This window comes from Listeria innocua (assembly GCF_028596125.1).
GTDB classification, from domain to species: Bacteria; Bacillota; Bacilli; order Lactobacillales; family Listeriaceae; genus Listeria; species Listeria innocua.
Genome location: NZ_CP117229.1, coordinates 1,533,894 through 1,557,082 on the forward strand (window position 1 = coordinate 1,533,894; position 23,189 = coordinate 1,557,082).

The following is a 23,189-nucleotide window of genomic DNA, read 5'->3' on the forward strand; positions in this document are numbered from 1 at the left end:
CTCACTCACTTCCAATCAATTGTTTTTCCAAAACGCTTTTTAGTATGCTAATTGCTTGATCTATTTCTGCATAGCTGACAGTTAAAGGCGGTAAAATCCGTAATATATTGGGCCCGGCTGTTAGTATTAATAAACCCTTATCGCGTAATTCTGTAACAACTGGCGCCGCGCTACTACCCAGTTCTATGCCAATGAGAAAGCCTTCACCGCGAATCGCCACAACATTTTCTAACTGCTCAAAATGTTCTTCTAATAAATTTCTAAAATAAGCTGCTTTAGCATTCACTTCTTCTAAAAATCCGGTTTGCTTCATTGTTAATAAAATTTCTTTCGCAGCAGCGAGTGCCAGTTTATTTCCGCCAAAAGTAGATCCATGACTTCCCGGACCAAAAGCACTGCTTAAGTGTTCTTTTCCGACCATTGCTCCAATTGGCAAGCCGTTCCCAAGCCCTTTTGCTAAAGTAAAAATATCTGGATCTAAGAACGTTTGCTGAAAACCAAAAAGCGTTCCCGTTCGACCAAGTCCTGTTTGAACCTCATCAATAATTAGTAATGCGCCCGCTTTTTTACATAGCATTTGAACTTCCATTAGCCAGGCTGCATTCCCTGGTATGACGCCGCCTTCACCTTGGATTACCTCTAACATGACAGCCGCTGTATTTTCGTCAAGCTCGGTTTTGAAAGACTCTATGTCGTTATAGGGAACGTATGTAAAGCCGGGAACAAGTCTTCCGAAACCTTGATGGATTTTAGCTTGTCCGGTAGCTGACATCGAACCAAAAGTACGTCCATGGAAAGATTTTTCAAACGTTATTATTTTTTCTTTGCCTGTATATTTTCTCGCTAATTTAAGAGCAGCCTCATTTGCTTCTGTTCCGCTATTGCAAAAAAATACTAGTTTGTCTGTCCCATCAGTAATTAATTCCGCCACGCTATCTTGCAGTGCACATTCATATAAATTCGAAGTATGCCAAATATTTGCTAATTGGGATTGAATCGCCTCTGTAACATTCTCCGGACAATGACCTAAGTTGCAAACTGCAATCCCGCTAGTAAAATCAAGATATGTTTTACCTGTTGCGTCTTTAACAACTGTACCGTTACCTTTAACTATATCAACCGGGAATCTATTATACGTCGGAAAAACATGTTTCATCTAATCGCCACCTTACTTTTAATTTTTGTTCCAGGATTTTCCAGTGAATTTGTAATAATTACTTGCCCGACACCATTTTCAGCAGCAAAAGCGGCACTTGCTAATTTTGGAATCATTCCGCCTTTTATTATGTCGGTAGTTTGTAATTTGTTTATTTCATCCGTAGCTATTTCGTCGATAATTTTTGCTCCATTTTTCACACCTGGGACATCTGTTAGTAAGTAAAGTGCTTCTGCATTTAGCGCACTTGCTACTTCACATGCCGCTGTATCAGCATTGACATTTAGCCAATCATGCGCGCTATTGATACCAAGCGGCGCAATCACAGTGATAATATTTTCAGCAAGTAATTGTTCGATTAAAGCGGTTTTCACTTTAGTAATTTTTCCAACGAAACCGAGGTCAGAATCATTGATTTGATCCGCTTCTAACAAACCAGTGTCGCCTGCGTTTAATCCAATAACAGAAATATTTCTTTTTTGAAAAGCTGTAGTGATGGCTGGTTGGACTTGGCCAATTAAAACCATTTTTGTGACTTCAAGCGCTTGTTTATTAGTAACGCGCAAGCCTTTTTTCGTCTCTACAGGAATATCAAGTGCTTTCATCATCTTCGTTATATAATGACCGCCGCCGTGAACTAGTACGATTTTCTTTTTCTCTGCCTGCCATTTGATAATTTGCTGGAAGAAATCGTCTGTCAAATTATCACTTGCAACGCCGCCTAATTTTATCACTATCGTATTTTTCATTCTATTCACTCCTTACGTCCGGTAACATGCATTGATTTTGACGTATTCATAACTTAAATCGCATCCCCACGCCGTTCCTGACTCAAGGCCAATATGAAGGTCGACTTCAATAACGATATGTTCTTCTTCTAAATAGGCATCTAATGCTTGTTGATTAAAAATTGTTTGGCTACTATGATTTAGTATTTCTATGCCGCCAATTTTAATAGTAATGTTATCTGGTGCAAAACGACCACCTGAGTAACCAATTGCGCAAATAATGCGTCCCCAGTTGCCATCCCCACCAAATGCCGCTGTTTTCACGAGACTAGAAGAAACGATTTTTTTAGCTATCATTCTGGCATCTTCTGTTTTAGTCGCGCCTTTTACTTGAACCTCAATTAATTTAGTCGCACCCTCACCGTCTCGAGCAATACTTTTAGCAAGGTGTTCTGTTACTGCTTGAAACATAGCTGCAAATTTTTCGAAATCAGCTGTTCCTTCTTGAATAAGCGGGTTTTCTGCGCATCCATTTGCCATAACAACGACCATATCATTAGTAGAAGTATCGCCATCAACCGTTATTTGATTGAAAGTTTTATCTACTTTTATTTTTAGTAATTTTTGCAATAATTCAGCTGGAATGGCAGCATCTGTTGTAATAAAAGCGAGCATGGTAGCCATATTAGGGTGAATCATTCCTGAACCTTTCGCTACCCCTGACATCGTGACTGTCTTACCGCCTATTTCCGTTTGAAAACTAATCTGTTTTTGAAAAGTATCTGTTGTTAAAATAGCTTCTTCAAAATCAGCTGCGTTTCCTGTTTGTTTTTCTAATAAATCGATTCCAGTCATTATTTTATCCATTGGGAGCATTTCACCAATTATTCCTGTCGAAGCAACTGCGACTGTATCCATTGGAATCGCTAATTTTTCTGCCGTTTTTGCTCGCATTGAAAGCGCATCTAACATTCCTTGATTTCCTGTCACCGCATTGGCATTGCCACTATTCACAATAATCGCCTGTAACTTCGCGCTATTTTTAAAAGAATCTTTTGTGACAAAAATGGGTGCGGCTTGCATTTGGTTCATCGTGTAAACTGCCGCAGAATTTGCTGGTACTTCTGAGTAAATCCAACCAATATCATTTCGTTTTCTTTTCAGCCCAGCATGTTTTCCGTCTGCATAAAAGCCTTTTGGTGAGGCGATATTTCCTTTAATAAGCTCCATTTTTTCTTTCCCCTTTCACGGATACACTGGAATAAATCCCAATCCGTCACTCTCAGCAAAATTCGCCATTATATTTAAATTTTGAATTGCTTGACCAGCCGCTCCCTTAACTAAATTATCGATTACGGAAACGATGGTGATTACATTCGTTTTTTCATTATAAGCAAGGCCAATATCACAATAATTAGAAGCCGTTACTTGTTTTACAGTTGGGTAAGTATTTTCTGCTTGAATTCGGACAAATGAAGCATGCTCGTAGGTGGATTCGTATAATTGATGTAATTCTTGCTGGGTAATTGGATTTTTAGGTTTAACGTAGATGGTTGTGAAGATTCCTCGTGTGATGGGAATTAATGAAGTGGAAAATTGAATTGCAGGGATACTCTTATCCCATTTTGTTAGTTGTTGCATAATTTCCGGAATGTGTTGATGGGAATTCATTTTATATAGTGTCATATTTTCATTTGTTTCTGTAAAATGGGTGCTTTTAGATGGCACTTTTCCCGCTCCGGAAATACCTGATTTGGCATCTACAATAATGGATGTGGGATCAATTAGCTGCTTTTTCACGAGTGGAGCTAACCCTAACAAAGTCGCCGTTGCGTAACATCCTGGATTAGCAATAAAAGTCGCAAGTTCATTATCGCGAAATTCTGCTAAACCATATTCCGCCTTAGCTAAGTAATCCTCAGGTGCTGCTTTTTTCCCGTACCATTTCTCGTAAAGCTGGTTATCTTTTAGTCGAAAGTCTCCGGATAAATCAATCACATTAAGCCCGGCATCGATGTACGGTAAGGCCACATCTTTCGCGATTCCCGATGGAGTAGCAATAAAAACTGTATCGCTTTTTTCGATAATTTCTGCTGGATTTATCTTCTCTAAGGGGCTAGCTTCTAAACCTTTTAAATGCGGATAAAAGTTTGCCAATGTTTCTGATTGTGCGGAAAAACTATGTAACGTCGCTATGTCGACCGAAGAATGCTGGTGCAGCAAGCGGATTAGCTCAAGCCCTCCGTATCCTGTCGCCCCAATAATAGAAACTTTCATCCTAACCCCTCCCGTTAATTATTAAATGATACTTTTCATTATAGTGATGTATATTTATAATGTCAAATGGTTTTTTATTAATATTTAAAACTATTTTATGCATTTTTAGTTATTCATTATGTATATTATATACAAAAAACCGTTTACCCTAAAAAGGATAAACGGTTTATCTTAAAATAAGTCAGCAAACTCATCTTTTATTTCTGCATTCTCGGCAACATTAACAGCAATCGTTTCTACATTCTCTAATGCCTTTAAAATTAAGGCATCAAAATCTGTGAAACTTTCGTAATGCTCGATTTTATCAAGTTTTGGCTTTGTTTTTGGAGAAGGCGGCGTGAAAATCGTACAGCAATCTTCAAATGGTTGGACAGATAAATTATACGTATCGATTTTTTGTGCGATTTGAATAATTTCATTTTTATCCATTGCAACAACTGGGCGAATAATCGGTGTAGCTGTTACAGCGTTAATTGCTAGCATACTTTCGAGTGTTTGGCTGGCAACTTGGCCCAAACTTTCACCATTAACAATCGCTAATCCATTTCTCTTACGGCGAAGTTCATCCGTAATTCGAAGCATCATTCGGCGTGTAACAGTCATAATCACGCTCTCAGGAATTTGCTGTTTGATTACTTCTTGAATTTCTGTAAATGGAACGATATGCATTTGAACTTGTCCGCTATACTTAGCCAATTTCCCTGCTAAATCGATTGCTTTTTGTTTAGCTTGTTCGCTCGTATATGGCGGGCTGTGAAAATGAACCGCTTCAATCTCCACACCACGTTTTTGTGCTAAATACCCAGCAACTGGACTGTCGATACCACCAGAAAGCATCAGCATCGCGCGACCAGAAGAACCAACCGGAAGACCAGCTGCCCCAAGAATCGTCCGACATGATAAAAAGACGCCTTCTTTACGAACATCAATCGTTAGTTTTACATCTGGATTTTTTACATTGACAGTCAGGTCCTCGATATTTTGTAACACATGTGCGCCGATTTCCTGATTGATTTCATTAGAATCAAGCGGAAACTCACGGTGGCTACGTCTTGCCGCTACTTTAAACGTGCCATTTTCCTCGTGCGCATCTTGAACTAAAGAGAGAGCAGCCGCTTTGACCTCATCTAAATCTAAATTAACACGAACTGCTGGACTAAATGATTGAATCCCAAAAATCGGTTTTAAACGTTCCTCTGCAAGTTGATAATCCGCCCCATTTAAAATAATATACATCCGGTCGCGTTCCCCGTGAATACGGACTTCCGGTAAATCTTTCATTGCGCGTTTCACATTTTGTGCCAGTCTAGTCACAAACTGCTTTCTGTTTTTTCCTTTAGTAGATAGTTCTCCGTATCTAATTAACATACGATCAAATTCCAATTTATTTCACCACTTTATTTAGATTTTCAATAATTTCTTGCAACTTTTGAATAAAAATTTTCGCTTCAGATAAACGGTTTTCGTAGGATAGACTTACTCGCACAGCACCAGTTGCTTCTTCGTCAGTCACGCCCATTGCTTTTAATGTACTGCTTGCTAATTTTTGTTTAGATGAGCAAGCACTCGTCGTCGAAATGTATATATCTTCTTTTTCTAATGCATGAACTAGAATTTCACCGCGATGACCTTTTGCAGAAAAACAAACGATATGCGGTGCGGCTACGCTTTTCTTCGTATGGACAGTCATATCAGGCATTTGAGTGATTTCCGTTAATAAATAATCACGGATTTCGATTAGTTCTGCTCTCTTTGATTCATTTTCTAGCGTCAACCTTAATGCCTTAGCAAGTGCCACTCCACCAGCTAAATTTTCTGTCCCACTACGGTAGCCCATTTCCTGGCCGCCACCAATAATTTCCGGATGCAAATGAACATTTTTTCGTTTAACAAGTGCTCCTGTGCCGCGTAAAGCATGAAACTTATGACCTGAAAAAGTTAGTAAATCAATCGCATGCTTATCGATTTCGAGCGGAATTTTTCCAATCCCTTGAACGAAATCGACATGAAAGAAAGTATGTTCCCGACTAGCAAGAATCTCGCCAATTTCTTGCAGTGGTTGAATACTCCCGACTTCATTATTCACGCCCATTATAGATACTAAAATTGTTTCATCCGTAAGTGCCGCTTTTAATTCATCTAACTGGATAACGCCATTTTTATCAACTTTTAAATACGTCACTGTAAAACCATTTTCCTCAAGCTCTTCCATTACTAAACGTACAGAAGGATGTTCGATACTAGAAGTAATTATATGTTTTCCGCGGTTTTTGTAGCTATAGGCCAGCCCTTTAATCGCTAAATTATTCCCTTCCGTTCCACCAGATGTAAAGATAATTTCTTCTGGCAAAACGTCTAACATAGTGGCGATTTGTTTTCTGGATGTGTCTAGCAATTCTTTAGACTTAGCGCCAAAACGATGAAGTGAAGATGGATTAGCGAAGTAATTACTTGCTACTTTCGTATATGTTTCAAGCACGGCAGCATTTGGCTTAGTCGTCGCGCTATTATCGAAATAAATCATAAAAAATAGACTCTCCTCCCAAATATTCCACTCTCCATTTTATCATAATTCCAACACTTTCCAACTACTAATTTAGAAAAAAACAAGGATTCCTATTATTATAATAGAAATCCTTGTTTTTTAGGCTTTATTCAATATCATCTACGCTTACTTTTGATTCATAAGCTTTTTCTACTTTTTTAAATGCGCCCGTTTCTACTTTTTCGAGTGCAGTTACAGCAATCTCAAGCGCTTTTTTATATTGGTAGTCGTTATAAAAATGGTTTTCTGCTTGAACTAACTCATCTGCCAACTCCTTGTTGCGCAAACGATAGCGGTTCGCATATTGAATGACGTGCTCAACTAAGCGAACATTTTCCATCATTTCTTCTGCTTTTTCCGTTAAATGAGTTAAATCTTCTTCCGCAATCCGCCAGTCTTGACTAACAGCTTTCATGTTTAAAGGCTTTTCTTCTAAACGTTTTTCAAGTGCATCAATAGATTCTCCCATGTGTGCTCGCAGTGATAGATACTCTTCTGGAAGACCTGGCAAGCGTTCTCGTTCCATTTTACGATCAAGCGTGATAATTGCTCGTCTCATCCGTTCTGCATCATCGCGAGCTTCTAATTCGTCTTTACGCAGCGAACGCAATTCCTCTGCAAAATTATCTTGTTCTGAACTAATAGAAAGTAAAGCTGCATCGATTTCTTTCAGTGTATCTTGTGCTGCAGAATAAGCAATTTCTCCGCTAGCAATTAATGCTGTCAACTGCTCAAAGTTTTCTTTAGCTTCACTTAATTTAGCACTTGTTTTAAGGTAAACGGCTAAATCATCTTCTGCCACATGATACGTTTGTTTTACTTCCGTGATTTGTTCAGCAAGTGCATCAGAAACAGTATTTTGTCGTTTTAATTTATCAGAAGTAGGACTGTGATTTTCTTTCACGAAATGACGCGCTTCTGCTTCGTGTTCAAGCGTATCGTAAAACAATTCGATTTCATTATGTAATTCTTCAATTCCTTCTTCAGCTTCATCTAAATCAAGATTGATTACATTTTGTTTCATTTTTTCAATTTGCGTTTTCATACGAGAAATTTCTTTATCTAACTCCATTTGGGCTAAATAATAACCTTTTCGAACCATTTCTTCATAACCAGCACGCAATTTATTCATTTCTTCCGGTAAAATTGTATCTGTTTCATGTAGTAATGAAGGAATGCGTTCCATTTGTGCTTCAATAACTGCCATTTCTTTTTGGACGGATATAACGATTTCACGAGCTTCTAAGTGATCTCCTTGGTCTGTTAGTGAATCATAGCGATTTAAATTTTCAGCAAGGCTGTTTAGTTTTGCTTCCACATAAGGTAGTGTTTCTCCTAGTTTAAATCCTCGTGTCAAAACTTCCCGACGAAGTTCCGCAAATTTTTCTTTCGTCATTCTACTTTCTTTCGCGTTCTTTTCTTCACTAATAAGCAATTCTTTTAAACCGCCGAGAATTTGGTCCATTTGTTTTTCAATTACAACAAGCATTTGCTCAATATCGTTTTCTGTATTTGTTGCAGAACGGAATCTGTATCGATCTGCATTCATTTCTGCTTCTAACAAAACTTCTTCTAAATCAGGAAATAATCTAGTTTCAATTTCGTCCCAAGAGGAGCGCCATGATTCAAAAAGCGCTTCTGTTTGACCTGTTAGCTTTAATTTTTTTACTTTTGAAAGTTCATCAATAACCGGCCGTTCTCTGAGTTTGATTTTCGTCTCTTCTAATTCGTTTATTCTTTGGTAATGTTTTCTTTTTAAAATGTAGCCTGCACTAATGACTGCAATTACTACGATAATAAAGCCGATTAACATGTAGTACATCCAAAATCCTCCCATCAACGTTAACTTGTGAAAGAAAAACAGCCACACTCGTGCTGTCCATACACTTTTTCCATTATGTACATCTTTCCATATGTAGTCTTTAATTCCTTATTTTCAGTTCATTATACACATCTTTTATTTTACCACGATTTGCGCAGAATTACTTGCGTTTAGCGAAAAAATTTTCAAAGCAACTTTATCTCAAAACAAATTTCCGAAAATCCATTTTATTTCATGCTATACTATAAACATTATTTGAAAAGAAATGTGGGGATAAAAATGATTGAAATCCAAAAAATGACTGGTACAAAAGAAGAAAATTACGCTCTTGCTTTAAAACAAGTACAAGCAATGATTGCTGGTGAACCAAATCTCATTGCAAATTTAAGTAATGTTTCTTCTATATTAAATCAAGCACTTTCCGATATTAATTGGGTTGGGTTTTATTTACTTGAAAAAGAAACAAATCAATTAGTACTCGGCCCCTTTCAAGGTCTACCTGCGTGCATTCGCATTCCACTAGGTAAAGGTGTCTGCGGTTCTGCTGCCTCTGACCAAAAAACATATATAGTAGAAAATGTGCATGATTTCCCTGGACATATCGCCTGTGATGCTGCCTCTAATTCAGAAATCGTTCTACCCATTGTAAAAAATAATCAGTTGTTTGGTGTGCTTGATATTGATAGTCCCCTCTTTAATCGTTTTGATGAAGTGGACCAGTTGTGGCTAGAAAAAATCCGTGATGCGATTACTCAAGAAATAAATTGACAAAGAACTAGTAACTATACTATACTGGAAGATGTGTAAAATGCAGCTTGAGTAAAATGAATGAGTGTGTTGTTTACCCCCAGATGTAATTCTGTGGTATATCGCGTAACCGGCGGCTGCTATGGTGATGGTATATGAAGGTAAACTGCCCTGATTTGGTTTTACGTCACGTTTGTTTTATACCAAAAACAAATAAAAGGAGGAGTCTCTTATGGCTCGTTATACAGGTCCAAGCTGGAAAGTTTCCCGTCGTTTAGGAATTTCACTTTCTGGAACAGGTAAAGAATTAGAGCGTCGTCCGTATGCTCCAGGTCAACACGGCCCAACTCAACGTAAAAAAATCTCAGAATATGGTTTGCAACAAGCTGAAAAGCAAAAATTGCGTCATATGTATGGATTAACTGAACGTCAATTCAAAAACACGTTCAACAAAGCTGGTAAATTACAAGGTAAACACGGTGAGAACTTCATGATCTTACTAGAACAACGCCTTGATAACATCGTTTACCGTCTTGGTCTTGCTCGCACTCGTCGTGCAGCTCGTCAACTAGTAAACCATGGCCACATCACTGTAGATGGCAAACGCGTAGATATCCCTTCTTACCAAGTTTCTGTTGGTCAAGTGATCTCTGTTCGTGAAAAATCTGCTAAAAACTCTGCAATCGCTGAAAGCTTAGAAGTTTCGAGCTTCGTGCCTGAATACGTAACTTTCGATGCAGAAACTCTAACTGGTTCTCTTAACCGTCTACCAGAACGTTCTGAACTCGCTGCTGAAATCAACGAAGCATTTATCGTAGAATTCTACAGCCGTTAATTAGAACTAAAAACCTTACAATTCATGACTTCGGTTGTGGTTGTAAGGTTTTTTTATGCACAAAAAAGCACTCGCCTTTAAAAACAAGTGCTTTTCTTCTTATTTATAAGAAACTAAGAAGTATTTTTTCTTCCCGCGTCTCACAATTGTAAATTTATTTTCAATCCGGTCACTTGCATCAATTACTTTTTCCACGTTTTGCTGACGTTCACCGTTAATGTAAATTGCTCCGTTAGTTACATCTTCACGAGCCTGGCGTTTTGACGGTTCAATCCCAAGTGTTACTAACCAATCTACTAGGTTTACTTCTGCATCCTCCGCTACAAATGTTGGCACATCTTTGAAACCTTGTTCAATTTCATCCGCAGTTAGAGCTGTTACATCCCCACTGAATAATGCTTTTGAAATTTTAAGCGCTTGTTCTAACGCTTCTTCACTATGCACAAATTTAGTCATTTCAGCAGCTAACGTTTTTTGTGCAGCTCGTAAATGTGGTTCTTCTTCCACTTGTTTCGCTAACTCATCAATTTCAGCTTCAGTCAAGAATGTAAAGTACTTCAAGTATTTCACTACATCGCGATCATCCGTATTAATCCAAAATTGGTAAAATTCGTATGGCGTTGTTTTTTCCGGATTTAACCAAATCGCGCCACCTTCTGATTTCCCAAATTTAGTTCCATCAGCTTTTGTTAAAAGTGGAATTGTTAGACCGAAAGCTTTGGCATTCTCACCTTGTTTTTTACGAATTAAGTCTAGTCCAGCAGTAATATTTCCCCACTGGTCACTACCACCAATTTGCAGACGACAATCATTAAATTCATATAAGTGATTAAAGTCCATCGCTTGTAAAATTTGGTAAGCAAATTCTGTAAACGAAATCCCTACTTCCAAACGGCTAGCGACAATATCTTTTGAAAGCATCGTGTTTACATTGAATTCTTTTCCGTAATCACGTAAGAAATCAAGAATACTCACATCTTTCGTCCAGTCATAGTTGTTTACCATGCTAGCAGCCGAATCACCCTCAAAATCAAAAATCTTTCCAAGTTGGACGCGTAAGCTTTCGACGTTTTTGCTAATTTGTTCCATCGACTGCAACTTGCGCTCTTCTTTTTTACCACTTGGGTCACCAATTGTTCCTGTCGCTCCACCAACTAAAATAATCGGACGGTGCCCAGCGTTTTGGAAACGGCGTAAAATCATAAATGGAATTAAATGACCGATATGCATCGAATCTCCAGATGGATCAATCCCGCAGTACAAAGAAATCTGTTTTTCTTCTACCCATTTGCGTAATCCTTCTTCATCTGTTTGCTGGTAAATAGCTCCGCGCCACTCTAATTCATCAATAATATTCATTTTCATCATTCTCCTTTTATTTTTGGACATAAAAAACGCCCCTCCGCTAAACAGTTTAGCGAAGGGACGTATTAATTAACGTGGTACCACCCTACTTTTAGGAAAAAATCCTACTTCAAAAAATAACGGCTCAACACCGGCCGCACCATTATCCTGTGCAGCGTGACTCCGGGATGTAATTCGTCTACTTATCTCTACTAGTTTCCACCAACCACTAGCTCTCTAGGAATAAGAATAAGCAACTACTTCGTCCGTTCATAGTCATTTTCGTTATGAAAAGTATACATACATTTATAACATACCGCTAAAAATGCTGTCAACTTATTTTTTTTCTTTTGTAGTCCCACGTAGTTTTTCACTATGTGGTAGAATAACTGTTTTTTCGTCTACTTCTTCATTCGTCATTAATTTTGTTAATAAACGCATTGCTACTGCACCAATGTCGTATAAAGGTTGTACGATTGTAGAAAGTTGTGGACGTGACATTAATGTTAATTTTGTATTGTTACTTGTCATGACTTCTAATTCTTCAGGAACTTTAATACCAGCATCTAATGCCGCATTTAAAATTCCGATTGCTAGTTCGTCATCCGCGACAACAACAGCATTTGGTTTCTTAGATAATGCACTTAATTCTTCCCAAACTTTTACACCAGCATTGTAATTGTATTTTGCTTCAATAATGTAGTCTTCTTGGTAAGTAATACCAGCTTCTTCTAGCGCTTCTTTATAACCAGCCAATTTCATTTCACGGTTTACAGGCTCATTTAAGGAACCACTAACAAAAGCGATTTGCTTATGTCCATTATCTACAAAACGTTTCACAGCTTCTTTTGTCGCTTCTTTGTAATCGATATTAACAGAAGCTAATTTGTTTTCCATATCTACCGCTCCAGCTAAAACTACTGGTGCAGGAGAACGGTCAAATTCTTCTTGTAATTGTTCAGAAATTCGTTCACCCATATAAATAATACCATCTACTTGTTTACCAAGCAGTGTATTTAGCACTTGAAGTTCTTTATCCTCATTTTCGTCCGAATTACTAAGGATAATATTGTATTTGTACATTGTAGCAATATCTTCAATTCCGCGCGCAAGCTCTGCATAAAAAACGTTAGAAATATCAGGAATAATTACACCGACAGTCGTTGTACGTTTACTTGCAAGACCTCTAGCTACTGCATTAGGACGATAACCTAATTGATTAATAACATCCAATACTTTCTTTCTTGTTACTGGTTTAACATTCGGATTGCCGTTAACTACCCGAGATACCGTCGCCATAGAAACATTCGCTTCACGAGCAACATCATAAATTGTTACATTCATCCCTATTCACTCTCCATATTCATTATTTTAATGGCTCTATATACCATTGTAAACGGAAACAAACTTGCCTTCCCTTAATAATACGATAACTTTTTTCGATATGCAATTGTTTTTACTCTTTATTTTCATTTATTTTCATACCGAAACGGCATTGAATATTAGTATTAAATACCAATTATGCATTATTAGTTTTGACCAAAATAAAAAACCCTGGCGTACCAGGGCTTTTCGAGATTATTTGATTTTGTGAGGAACTAGGTTACTAGCTAAAATTGCATTCCAGAACTCTTCAAATTCAGGAATATCCATTTGTTGCGCAGAGTCAGATAAAGCAACAGCTGGATCCGGATGAACCTCAGCCATTACGCCGTCAGCTTCAATAGCAAGGGCAGCTTTAGCACATGGAAGTAATAAATCTTTTCGGCCAGTAGAATGTGTTACATCGACCATTACTGGTAAATGCGTTTCTTTTTTCAAGATTGGCACGGCAGAAATATCAAGTGTATTTCTTGTTGCTTTTTCATATGTGCGAATACCGCGTTCACATAAAATAATTTTACCGTTACCTTGTGACATAATATATTCAGCAGCACCGATAAATTCTTCAATCGTTGCAGATAAGCCACGTTTAAGTAAAATCGGTTTATCAACACGACCTGCTGCTTTAAGTAATTCAAAGTTTTGCATGTTTCTTGCACCGATTTGAATAACATCTACATAATCAAGTGCAACTTCAATATCAGCTGGAGTTACGATTTCACTAATAACAGCTAAACCATACTCATCTGATACACGTTTAAGAATTTTTAAGCCTTCTAAGCCTAATCCTTGGAAGTCATATGGGCTAGTACGTGGTTTAAATGCTCCACCGCGAATAAGTTTTAAACCTTTTGCTTTAATAGACTCAGCAACTGCAGCCACTTGTTCGTAAGATTCTACGGAACAAGGCCCAAAAACGAATACGGGTTCGCCGTTTCCGATTGGTAAACCTTTAACAGTAACAATCGTATCTTCTTTTTTATTTTTTCTAGAAACAAGTAATGCTTTTGAATGATCCTCTTCTTGAAGTTCTAGTCCCGCTTTAAAAATTTCTTTAAATAATTTTTGAACCGTGCTATCCTCAAAAGGTCCTTTATTTGCTGCAAGAATCGTATTAAGCATCTCTCTTTCACGTAATGGATCGAAACGTAGAGAACCTTGTGTTCCTTTGATTTTACCGATTTCTTGTACCAAATTGGCACGTTTGCTGATTAATTCAAGCAAATCAATATTTAATTGATCCACCTCTGTTCTAAGTTCCTCTAAATTTGTATTGACCATTTTACTTCCACCCTTCTAAAAATCTGCTCCAAGATTATTTCTCATTATAGAGGAAAACAGATAATTTGTCACGAATCCACTTTTATACTTAATCGCTTTTAAGCATTAAAGTGAATAATGTAAAACTAATGTTAACACGTTTTAAAATAAATTACAAGCGGATATTGCTTTTTTTGTATAAAAAAAACAGCCTCGCAAGGCTGTTTTTTAACTTAATCTTATTTTACTTCTTTTTTCACATCAGAAGCAATTTTTTTCGCTTCATCTTTGCCATCATCTAATGATTTTTTTGCTTCTTTTTTTGCTTTATCTGCTGCTTTTTCTACATCGCTTGCAGCATCTTTCGCTTCATTTTTTACTGTTTCTGCCGCTTTTTTAGCAGCTTCTTGGTTTTCTTCTTTATTTTGTGAAACAACTTCTTTCACAGCTTTACTTTGTTTAGAAACTGTATCAGCTAATTTGCCTGATTTGTCTTTAACAACATCAACAAACCCGCCAGCGGAATCTACTAATTTATCTTTTGTTCCTTTTGCTACACCACTGATTTCGATACCTTTTTCATAAGCAACGTCTTTCCATTGGTTGCCTTTTTCTTTAATTGTATCTACCTGTGTATTTAAATCTTCGCGTAGTTCTTTACCTGATTTAGGTGCAAATAGAAGTGCTGCGGCTGAACCAACGATTGCACCAATTAAACCACCGATTAGAAAATCTTTTGTATTAATACCATCTTTTTCTGCCATTGTAAATCCCTCCAAATTATATTAGAAATTAGATTGCTCTCGAGCTTCTTTTGCGGCTTCTTTCGCTGCTTTATTCGCTTTCATCTTTTCTCTAAAAGAAAGAATTGAATTGCTAATTGAGACAGCTTGAGAAATTTTTGCTTCATTTTGTTCTACTTTGTTAGTTGCGAGTGTTGCTAGTTCGCGAACAGATTGACTTAATCCTAGTAAAGAAGTCCCAATATCACCAACTGCATCAAAAACTGGATCAACTTTCGCAACTTTGCCATTTACATCTTCTAGAAGTGTATTGGTCTTATCAAGCAATTTTTGTGATTGTCCTGTAATCCCTTGTACTTCTACTGTTATTTTTTCTAACGATTTAGCTACCTCATCCATTGTTTGGGAAGTTGATTTTAACGTTTTTCCCAAATAGATGGCAATAACTAAAAGCGCAATTGCGGCAATGAGTGCTGCAATATACAAAATTACTATCATCTATCCACACCTCCATATTCTTTTTTCTATACCCTGAGTATTCCCCTCTAAAACTTTCTTCTCTAATGAATCTATGTACAAAATGTAAAAAAGAAAAGGTATTAGCTTCATTTTAGCAAGTAACTGCTGAAAAATAAACTAATATGAAAGAAACCCGCTAATTTGTTATAGAAGGTTGCTTTTAGCGTAATTTGGAGTAAAATAGAAACAGGCTTGTTTTTTAGGCTTATTTTGTTAAATTTTAGGGAGGGTACAATATGAAAGATGCAAGAATCGAAAAATTAGCACATAATTTAATCAACTATTCCGTCAAACTTGGCGCTGGGGAAAAAGTATTAATCGAAAACTTCGGTGTGCAAAAAGAACTAGTAATGGCTTTAGTAGAAGAAGCATATAAAGCTGGAGGATTCCCGTTCGTTTCTTTAAAAGAACCACAAATCGACCGTGCGATGATGCTCGGTGCTGATAGTGCTCAATATGAAAAAATTGCCGAGTTCGAAGGTAATGTTATGAAAGAAATGGATGCTTACATAGGTTTACGTGCTGGTGATAATATCAACGAAACATCTGATGTACCCGCAGATAAATTAAAAATTCACGGTGAGACTGTTGGTAAAATGCATTCTGACATTCGTGTAAAACAAACTAAATGGGTCGTGCTCCGTTACCCAAGCTCCTCCATGGCACAACTTGCAAAAATGAGCACGGTTGGTTTTGAAGATTTCTATTTTGACGTATGTAATTTAGATTACGGTAAAATGAGCACTGCAATGGATGGTTTAGTAGAACTTATGAATAAAACAGATAAAGTGCACTTAGTTGGACCAGGAACAGATTTAACATTTAGTATTAAAGATATTCCGGCAATTAAATGCGCGGGCGAAATGAACATTCCAGATGGCGAAGTATTTACTGCTCCAGTTCGTGATTCTATCAATGGAACACTTACGTATAACACCCCTTCACCATACCAAGGCTTCACATTTGAAAATGTCTCTTTCACTTTTAAAGACGGAAAAATTATTAAAGCAACTGCCAATGATACAGATCGCATTAATAAAGTTTTAGATACTGATGAAGGTGCTCGTTTTGTTGGGGAATTTGCTATCGGTGTCAATCCGTTTATCCACGAACCGATGCAAGATATTCTTTTTGATGAGAAAATTGAAGGAAGTTTCCATTTCACTCCTGGCCAGTGCTACGATGAAGCATTTAATGGCAATCAATCAGCCATTCACTGGGATTTAGTAAATATTCAACGCGCTGATTATGGTGGCGGCGAAATTTACTTTGATGATGTGCTTATTCGTAAAGATGGCATTTTCGTTCTTCCAGAATTAGCTCCTCTTAATCCAGAAAACTTAGTATAAGAAAAGCGCTTAGGATATGCTCCTAAGCGCTTTTATAGTTTAAACAATTGTTTTTTCGCCTGGTTGCCAGTTAATCGGGCAAAGTCCACCAGTTTGCAAAGCTTGAAGTACTCTTAACACTTCGTCAACTTCACGACCAATATTGTTATGATGAACCACTTCGTATTGAATTTCACCTTTTGGATTAATAATGAAAAGCCCGCGTAGTGCCACGCCTTCTTCTTCAATTAGTACCCCGTAATCACTTGCTACTTGATGATTAGTATCCGCAGCAAGAGGATAGGTTAATTTTCCAATTCCGCCTTCTTTGATTGGTGTATTCGTCCATGCAAGATGGGAATGGATCGTATCTGTTGAAGCACCAATTATCCGCGCATTTAATGCATCAAATTCATCTGACCGAGCGGAAATCGCTACAATTTCAGTCGGACAAACAAAGGTAAAGTCCATTGGATAGAAAAAGAGAACTGTCCATTTATCGTCTTCTATATTTTTCTCTAGACTTACTTTTCCGAAAGTCTGATTTGGCATAACAGCTTCCATTTCAAATCTTGGAGCTTGTGTGCCTACTAAACGTTCTGCCACTTTTATCCCTCCATTAATCTATGTAGTTGTATTTTGTATCACATGGTATATTTTAATACACCTATCAAATCGTGTAAAGCTTTATTTATAGTAATTATAAACAAGCAAAAAGCATGCCAAATAAATGACACGCTTTACTGAAAGTTAATTAATCGCACTTTTCTTTAGAACTTCATTAGCCACGATTTCGTTATCTAGAACTTTTTCATAGGCAGCTTGGAATTTTTGGACATCCCCTGCTCCCATAAACAAAATAACTGCTTCTGGATATTGTAATAATTCTTCTGTGTGCTCTTCTTTAATAATATGATTTCCTTTGGTTTTATGCGCTAAATCAGCAATAGTTAAATTACCCGTTTTTTCACGCGCAGAACCGAAAATGTCACAAAGATATACTTCATCCGCTAAATTCAAGCTATCCGCAAAACCTTGTAAGAAGGTGCGTGTTCTTGTAAATGTATGCGGCTGAAATACAGCAACGATTTTTTTATTTGGATATTTTTGTCTAGCAGCATTAACAGTCGCACGAATTTCTGAAGGATGGTGCGCATAGTCATCTACTAAAACTTGATTTCCTTTTTCAGTAATGCTAAATCTTCTTTTTACGCCTTCAAAAGTTTTTAATTCTTTTTTCACTTCGTCTACTGGTAATCCCTCATAGTCACAAAGCGCAATAACACTTAAGGCATTTAAAACATTATGATCTCCGTAAGCAGGAATTTCAAATGAAGCTAAAAACTCGTCGCGATGATAGACGTCGAATTTAGTTCCAGTAGTTTCTTTTTTAACATTTTTAGCTTGAAATTCGTTTTCTGAACCAAAGCCAAAGTAAATAATCGGAACGTCTAACGATAATTTGCGTAGTTCAACATCGTCTCCTAAGGCAAAAACTGCTTTTTTCACTTGTTTACCAAGCGTTTCAAATGCATTAAATACATCATCTACGCTCTTGAAATAATCTGGGTGATCCCAGTCAATGTTGGTCATAATTGCATAAGTTGGTTTGTACGCAAGGAAATGGCGTTGATACTCACAAGCTTCTAACGCAAAATATTTAGCATCTTTTGTGCCACTACCAGTTCCATCACCAATCAAATATGAAGTGGGACGAATGGCACCGACCACATGAGAAAGAAGACCAGTTGTCGATGTTTTACCATGAGAACCAGTTATTGCAATACTTGTATAGCCATCTATTAATTGACCTAAAAATTTATGATATCGAATCACGGGAAGATTAAGCTCATTAGCACGCTCAATTTCTTCATGTGTATCTGGAAATGCATTACCAGCAATAATTGTTAGGCCTTCTTTTATATTATCCGCTGAAAACGTCATAATTGGAATTTGTTTTTCTTCCAATGCTTTCTGCGTGAAAAAATATTTGTCTACATCGCTGCCTTGCACTTGAAAACCTTTATCGTGCAGGATCTGAGCAAGTGCACTCATTCCCGACCCTTTTATTCCAACAAAATGATAGATAGTCATTATTTGAACCCCCATTAATTTATCTTGAAGAGGGTGCCTAAAAAAAACATGTTAACTGTTAAGCACCAAGTCTTAACTTTGAAAACAGTATAAAGTCTCCGTTTTCTAGACATCATCTTACGTTCCAATTGTGTTTTATGCTTGATTTCATAGTTGAGTCAATAATTCACCAGCTTATTATATCACTTTCCATGTAATTAGAAAAATCTTTCAGCAAATATAAGCGAAATTACTCATGAAAATACAGGTGATTTGTAAAACTAATTAAGTATCGTGTTATTTTAGTACTATAAAATTAAGTTTCTTTGTTTCTGAGTTTAGCCAATTGGTCCTTCGTGATGATAACATCTCGTGGCTTAGAACCATTAATTCCTGAAACTATTTGATGATTCTCAAGAGATTCCATTAATCTAGCCGCTCGGTTGTAACCAATCCTAAAATGTCTTTGCAGTAAAGAGGTAGATGCGGCATTTTGGCTTAAAACAAAGTCACATGCCTCTTCAAATAATTCATCAGTGTTTTCTTTAACCGATTCTTTTACAAGTAACTCTTGTTCTTCAAAGATGTAATCTGCCTCCCCTTGGCTACGAACATGAGCTACGACAGCATCGATTTCTTCATCACTAACAAATGTCCCTTGGAGACGCACTGGTTTGCTTGCACCACTTGGTAAGAAAAGCATGTCCCCTTTTCCAAGAAGTTTTTCAGCACCGCTTGCATCAAGGATGGTTCTAGAATCGATTTGTGAAGACACAGAGAAAGAAACGCGTGTCGGAATGTTAGCTTTAATAAGACCGGTAATTACGTCTACAGATGGTCTCTGCGTCGCTACAATCATATGGATACCACATGCCCGCGCTTTTTGTGCAATACGACTAATAGATTCTTCTACATCATTCGGCGCAACCATCATTAAATCAGCTAATTCATCAATAACTATTAAAATATATGGTAGTTTTTCGCCGGTATGATCAGGATGACTTGCATATTCATTATATTTTTCCATATTTCTAACGCCGGTATGACTAAAGAGTTGATAGCGACGTTCCATTTCTTCTACAGCCCATTTGAGTGCAACTGTTGCTGCTTTTGCATCTGTAATTACCGGACTGACGAGATGCGGAATACGATTATATGGAGCGAGTTCAACCATTTTTGGATCAATTAAAAGCAATTTCAATTGGTCGGGAGTCGCTTTATAGAGCAAACTTACGAGTAATGAGTTGATACAAACACTTTTACCGGAGCCTGTAGCACCAGCAATTAAGCCATGAGGCATTTTTTGCAGGTCTGTAATAATCGGTGTTCCAGAAATATCAAGACCAAGTGCGGCAGTTAACGGCGACTTAGATGATTGAAACGCTTCTGTGTTCATTAACTCAGAAAGCATCACTGGACGACTTGTTTGGTTTGGAATCTCGATACCAACTGTGCTTTTCCCTGGAATTGGAGCTTCTATTCGAATATCTTTTGCAGCTAAGTTTAGCTTAATATCGTCTGTTAAATTAGTGATTTTACTTACTTTGACCCCTTTTTCTGGTTGGACTTCAAATCTAGTTACAGCGGGACCTTGTGTTCTATTAACAACGCTCGCATGAACATTGAAATTTTCTAATGTTTCATCTAGCATTTCTTGTTGCATTTGTAACCATGAATCGTCTTCTCGTTTCGATACGGGCGGATGTAGCAACCCGAACGACGGAAATTGATAATTGCTTGGATATTCTGGTGCTACTTGTCTTTCTTCTGTTATAGCAACAGGTTGAATATTTTCAGTAATTACTTCTTTCTCTTGAACGATTTCAGCTGCTGGTTCTTTTTGAAGTGCTTGTTTATCTTTTTTTACCATCATAACGTTAAATGGAATTCTGCTTTTCAACATTTGTTCTTGTCTACTTGCTTCGACTTGTTTCTTTTGTTTAGGTACTTGCGTCGTTTCTTCTTGAATAAGGGTCACGCGTTTTGGAGCTGGTTCAACTGGAGTAGCTTCATTACTAGCTAAAACTGGTTCTTCTACTACTTCCTCAATTCCAACTTCTTCTGGGTAAGTGTCTTCTATTTGTTTTTCAATTTCTGTATCAAAAGCAATTGTTTCTGCTTCTGCTAATTCTGGTAAATCCACTGGAGGAATAGTTAAATCTTCTTGAATTTCTGCAATTTCGTCTGGTTCAGACACTGCAAACTCAAATTTACTCGGTCTTTTATTAAATGCATAAACCGGAGACGGAACATCTGTCGCAGCAAAAGGACGTTTTCTTGTTTCTTCTTTTACAACAGGTTTGTCGCTCGTTTGATGCATAGCTCTAGTTGGTTGTTTTTGTGTTTGTTTTTGTGTTTGAATTGGTTGGCTGACTGGCTTATCAGGTATTAGCGGAAAGCGGAATTCACCTTTTGGATATTGATATACCATTTGTGTTTTCACTTGCCGTTTCACTGGTTGCAGGTGTTTTTGCTTTGGCACTACACTTTTTGGTGTAGGTCGTACAGTTCTTGTATTTCGTTCTTTTGTTTTAATTGCCGTAACTTTTGATTTCGGCTCTACTTCAGGAGCATACGTTACTTTCTTTTCTACTTTTTTAGTAGGTGTATTTTCATATGTATCTATTTCTTCGTCCATATCGCCAAAGAAAAAATCTTTAAACCATCCCATTCATTATCACCCTAAATTTAATTTTCTTGTTTGATTTTAACAGACAAAATCAAAATAATCTATGACAAAATTGTGAATTCGCTATTTTTCGAGCCGTATTCGTTATAATACCTTGATACAACTAGGTTTAAACCCGATATAAGTTTTTATTATACCTTGAAAATTATCTTTATTTTGTACGATTTATGCATATATTGTATACAATTAAAGTTATATTGTTCTACATTTTAATCATTTTCACAAAGTAGCAAATTTAGCAAGCAAAAAAGCGCCCGATATAGCATCAGGCGCTTAAAAAAATCAATTATTTAAAAATTTACCGGAAATTCTTCACCCGGTGTAGCGGAATCTTCTAAAACAAGGATACCTTTTTCAGTTGGCGCATTAGGAATTGCCAATTCACGCGCGGCACATACCATGCCGAAAGAATCTTCGCCTCGTAAATTAGACGGTTTAATGATTAAACCACTAGGCATTACTGCGCCGATTTTCGCAACCACTACTTTTTGTCCAGCATCGATATTTGGGGCGCCACAAACAATTTGCAACACTTCCCCACCCACATTAATCTGGCATACATTTAATTTATCCGCATTCGGGTGTTTTTCTTTCGACTCCACGTACCCAACTACAAATTTCGGGGTTAAATCAGCTACGATTTCAGGTTCAAATCCCGCTTTTTCGATAACTTGATTCATTAACGCAACAAGTTCTTCAGTTAAATCCACTTTGCCATTTGCAGTAATGTCAAAGTATTTGGAGCTATTAAAAATATTGAAACCTGCAACTTGCTTTGTTTCGCGGTCAAAAATTCGTGCGACATCCCCACGGCGCTCCCACTCGCGATTTTCAAATGTTACTTCGCCTGTTTCAATTAGTAGAGTGTCCCCTACCCCTTTTTCATTATAAAATGCGTTTACTATCACGTCTTCTACTCCTTTAATCTGTTTTTTGCCATTATAAATATCGGTTCAAGTTTACCATTATTATAGACAAATGGCAAAGAGGTTATTGGCACAAGTCCATCTGCGAAAAAGTCCATCGTCATATGCGCCAGAACGTCATAACCGGTATTATCTTTGATAGCGCCAATAATTAAAACATCTTGATGCGGCACAGCGAGCACCATTTCCCCAGTTAGCTTTTCGCGCATTTGCTGAAGAAAACTAACATTTAGTAAACGACTCGCATCATAGCCGTCATTTGTACGCACGAAATAAAAATCATTCCCATTAACCGAGTCTTTTTTTAGCGGAATTTCTAGTTTTCCCAGATTATCGAAGGCTGCTTTTCTGACTTCTTCATGGGAAAGCCCTTCTTTTTCCAGCATGTTTTTTTCGATGAAACGGTAGGATTTTCCTAAATCAAACGCATAGAAAATTTTCGTTTCAGCGGTATGTTCATCTGTTAAAAGCACTTCTCCCGCTTTGGTGGTATCAGGAAAAGAAGTCGCTCTAACAACGGGATAAATATTCGCTGTATTGTTTTTGAGTTCAATGTTTCCGGATGCAGCCAGAAAACCTTCTTCGACATAGTAAATAATCTTTTCAATCGCAGCTTCACCATCGTTTTCATAATTTGCGATGATTTGTGGGATAGCCAAAGTTACTTTTTTGCCATTTTGGGTAACCGAAAGTGTGTCACTATCTCGTTCGTAAGCAAACTGCCGATTAGGTTTATTCAGTTCCTTCTCTAGTCGTTCTTTCATTTTTAATGTCGTCATTTTTGCCATAGGTGCCTCCCCTTCCATAAAAAGCA

General features: G+C 37.3%; 20 protein-coding genes and 1 other annotated feature. Of the genes, 3 read left to right on the forward strand and 17 right to left on the reverse strand.

Annotation, left to right across the window (positions count from 1 at the left end):
- Position 1: 1 nt before the first annotated feature.
- From PQQ29_RS08175 to ezrA, 7 genes are all read right to left on the reverse strand, one after another.
- Entirely contained in the window at positions 2-1,156 is a 1,155-nt protein-coding gene (locus PQQ29_RS08175) for an acetylornithine transaminase (RefSeq protein ID WP_010991621.1), read from the reverse strand.
- Positions 1,153-1,905: an acetylglutamate kinase gene (gene argB / locus PQQ29_RS08180; protein ID WP_003772035.1), complete on the reverse strand. Its 753-nt coding sequence runs from the start codon at positions 1,903-1,905 to the stop codon at positions 1,153-1,155. The genes PQQ29_RS08175 and argB overlap by 4 nt, the downstream gene beginning before the upstream one ends.
- A gap of 12 nt (positions 1,906-1,917) precedes the next feature.
- A complete protein-coding gene (argJ, locus tag PQQ29_RS08185; protein ID WP_010991622.1) occupies positions 1,918-3,114 on the reverse strand; it encodes a bifunctional glutamate N-acetyltransferase/amino-acid acetyltransferase ArgJ in 1,197 nt (398 codons plus the stop codon).
- Positions 3,115-3,129: 15 nt separating this feature from the next.
- Positions 3,130-4,161 (reverse strand): N-acetyl-gamma-glutamyl-phosphate reductase, encoded by a 1,032-nt coding sequence (gene argC, locus PQQ29_RS08190; protein WP_003762472.1) that lies wholly within the window; start codon positions 4,159-4,161, stop codon positions 3,130-3,132.
- 171 nt (positions 4,162-4,332) lie between these two features.
- The gene (gene thiI, locus PQQ29_RS08195) at positions 4,333-5,544 is read right to left on the reverse strand and encodes a tRNA uracil 4-sulfurtransferase ThiI (protein ID WP_010991623.1); all 1,212 of its coding nucleotides are present in this window, start codon (positions 5,542-5,544) and stop codon (positions 4,333-4,335) included.
- A 1-nt stretch (position 5,545) separates the two neighbouring features.
- Positions 5,546-6,685 (reverse strand): cysteine desulfurase family protein, encoded by a 1,140-nt coding sequence (locus PQQ29_RS08200; RefSeq protein WP_010991624.1) that lies wholly within the window; start codon positions 6,683-6,685, stop codon positions 5,546-5,548.
- Between the two features lie 127 nt (positions 6,686-6,812).
- Positions 6,813-8,528 carry a septation ring formation regulator EzrA gene (ezrA, locus tag PQQ29_RS08205; RefSeq protein WP_147732808.1) on the reverse strand — a complete coding sequence of 572 codons (1,716 nt, stop codon included), beginning with the start codon at positions 8,526-8,528 and terminating at the stop codon, positions 6,813-6,815.
- 279 nt (positions 8,529-8,807) lie between these two features.
- Between ezrA and PQQ29_RS08210 the strand changes: the two genes are divergently transcribed.
- Both PQQ29_RS08210 and rpsD read left to right on the forward strand, forming a co-directional pair.
- On the forward strand, positions 8,808-9,296 hold the full coding sequence (locus tag PQQ29_RS08210; protein WP_010991626.1) for a GAF domain-containing protein: 489 nt from the start codon (positions 8,808-8,810) through the stop codon (positions 9,294-9,296).
- Positions 9,297-9,507: 211 nt separating this feature from the next.
- Complete coding sequence (rpsD, locus tag PQQ29_RS08215; RefSeq protein ID WP_003762477.1) at positions 9,508-10,110, forward strand: 30S ribosomal protein S4; 603 nt, start codon at positions 9,508-9,510, stop codon at positions 10,108-10,110.
- Positions 10,111-10,209: 99 nt separating this feature from the next.
- Here the strand turns inward: rpsD and tyrS are convergent, their stop codons facing one another.
- The 5 genes from tyrS to PQQ29_RS08240 all read right to left on the reverse strand — a co-directional run bounded on the left by tyrS (position 10,210) and on the right by PQQ29_RS08240 (position 15,338).
- Positions 10,210-11,469 (reverse strand): tyrosine--tRNA ligase, encoded by a 1,260-nt coding sequence (gene tyrS, locus PQQ29_RS08220; RefSeq protein WP_010991627.1) that lies wholly within the window; start codon positions 11,467-11,469, stop codon positions 10,210-10,212.
- A 59-nt stretch (positions 11,470-11,528) separates the two neighbouring features.
- Positions 11,529-11,737 (reverse strand) — a binding site (T-box leader).
- A gap of 53 nt (positions 11,738-11,790) precedes the next feature.
- Positions 11,791-12,798, reverse strand: a complete 1,008-nt coding sequence (ccpA, locus tag PQQ29_RS08225; protein ID WP_003762479.1) for a catabolite control protein A — start codon at positions 12,796-12,798, stop codon at positions 11,791-11,793.
- Positions 12,799-13,032: 234 nt separating this feature from the next.
- The gene (locus PQQ29_RS08230) at positions 13,033-14,118 is read right to left on the reverse strand and encodes a bifunctional 3-deoxy-7-phosphoheptulonate synthase/chorismate mutase (RefSeq protein WP_003767131.1); all 1,086 of its coding nucleotides are present in this window, start codon (positions 14,116-14,118) and stop codon (positions 13,033-13,035) included.
- A 218-nt stretch (positions 14,119-14,336) separates the two neighbouring features.
- Positions 14,337-14,861 carry a YtxH domain-containing protein gene (locus tag PQQ29_RS08235; RefSeq protein ID WP_003772050.1) on the reverse strand — a complete coding sequence of 175 codons (525 nt, stop codon included), beginning with the start codon at positions 14,859-14,861 and terminating at the stop codon, positions 14,337-14,339.
- A gap of 21 nt (positions 14,862-14,882) precedes the next feature.
- Positions 14,883-15,338: a DUF948 domain-containing protein gene (locus tag PQQ29_RS08240; protein ID WP_003762481.1), complete on the reverse strand. Its 456-nt coding sequence runs from the start codon at positions 15,336-15,338 to the stop codon at positions 14,883-14,885.
- Positions 15,339-15,595: 257 nt separating this feature from the next.
- Here PQQ29_RS08240 and PQQ29_RS08245 point away from each other — a divergent pair, with 257 nt between their 5' ends.
- Complete coding sequence (locus PQQ29_RS08245; protein ID WP_003762483.1) at positions 15,596-16,708, forward strand: M29 family aminopeptidase T; 1,113 nt, start codon at positions 15,596-15,598, stop codon at positions 16,706-16,708.
- 39 nt (positions 16,709-16,747) lie between these two features.
- On the opposite strand, the gene PQQ29_RS08250 is transcribed toward PQQ29_RS08245, so the two are convergent.
- From PQQ29_RS08250 to PQQ29_RS08270, 5 genes are all read right to left on the reverse strand, one after another.
- Positions 16,748-17,293, reverse strand: a complete 546-nt coding sequence (locus PQQ29_RS08250; protein ID WP_003762484.1) for a peroxiredoxin — start codon at positions 17,291-17,293, stop codon at positions 16,748-16,750.
- A gap of 144 nt (positions 17,294-17,437) precedes the next feature.
- A complete protein-coding gene (murC, locus tag PQQ29_RS08255; RefSeq protein ID WP_003767134.1) occupies positions 17,438-18,781 on the reverse strand; it encodes a UDP-N-acetylmuramate--L-alanine ligase in 1,344 nt (447 codons plus the stop codon).
- Positions 18,782-19,076: 295 nt separating this feature from the next.
- Positions 19,077-21,431, reverse strand: a complete 2,355-nt coding sequence (locus PQQ29_RS08260) for a DNA translocase FtsK (protein WP_010991628.1) — start codon at positions 21,429-21,431, stop codon at positions 19,077-19,079.
- Between the two features lie 308 nt (positions 21,432-21,739).
- The gene (gene ytpR, locus PQQ29_RS08265; RefSeq protein WP_003772057.1) at positions 21,740-22,357 is read right to left on the reverse strand and encodes a YtpR family tRNA-binding protein; all 618 of its coding nucleotides are present in this window, start codon (positions 22,355-22,357) and stop codon (positions 21,740-21,742) included.
- 5 nt (positions 22,358-22,362) lie between these two features.
- A complete protein-coding gene (locus PQQ29_RS08270) occupies positions 22,363-23,163 on the reverse strand; it encodes a DUF1444 domain-containing protein (protein WP_003762488.1) in 801 nt (266 codons plus the stop codon).
- Positions 23,164-23,189 lie beyond the last annotated feature (26 nt).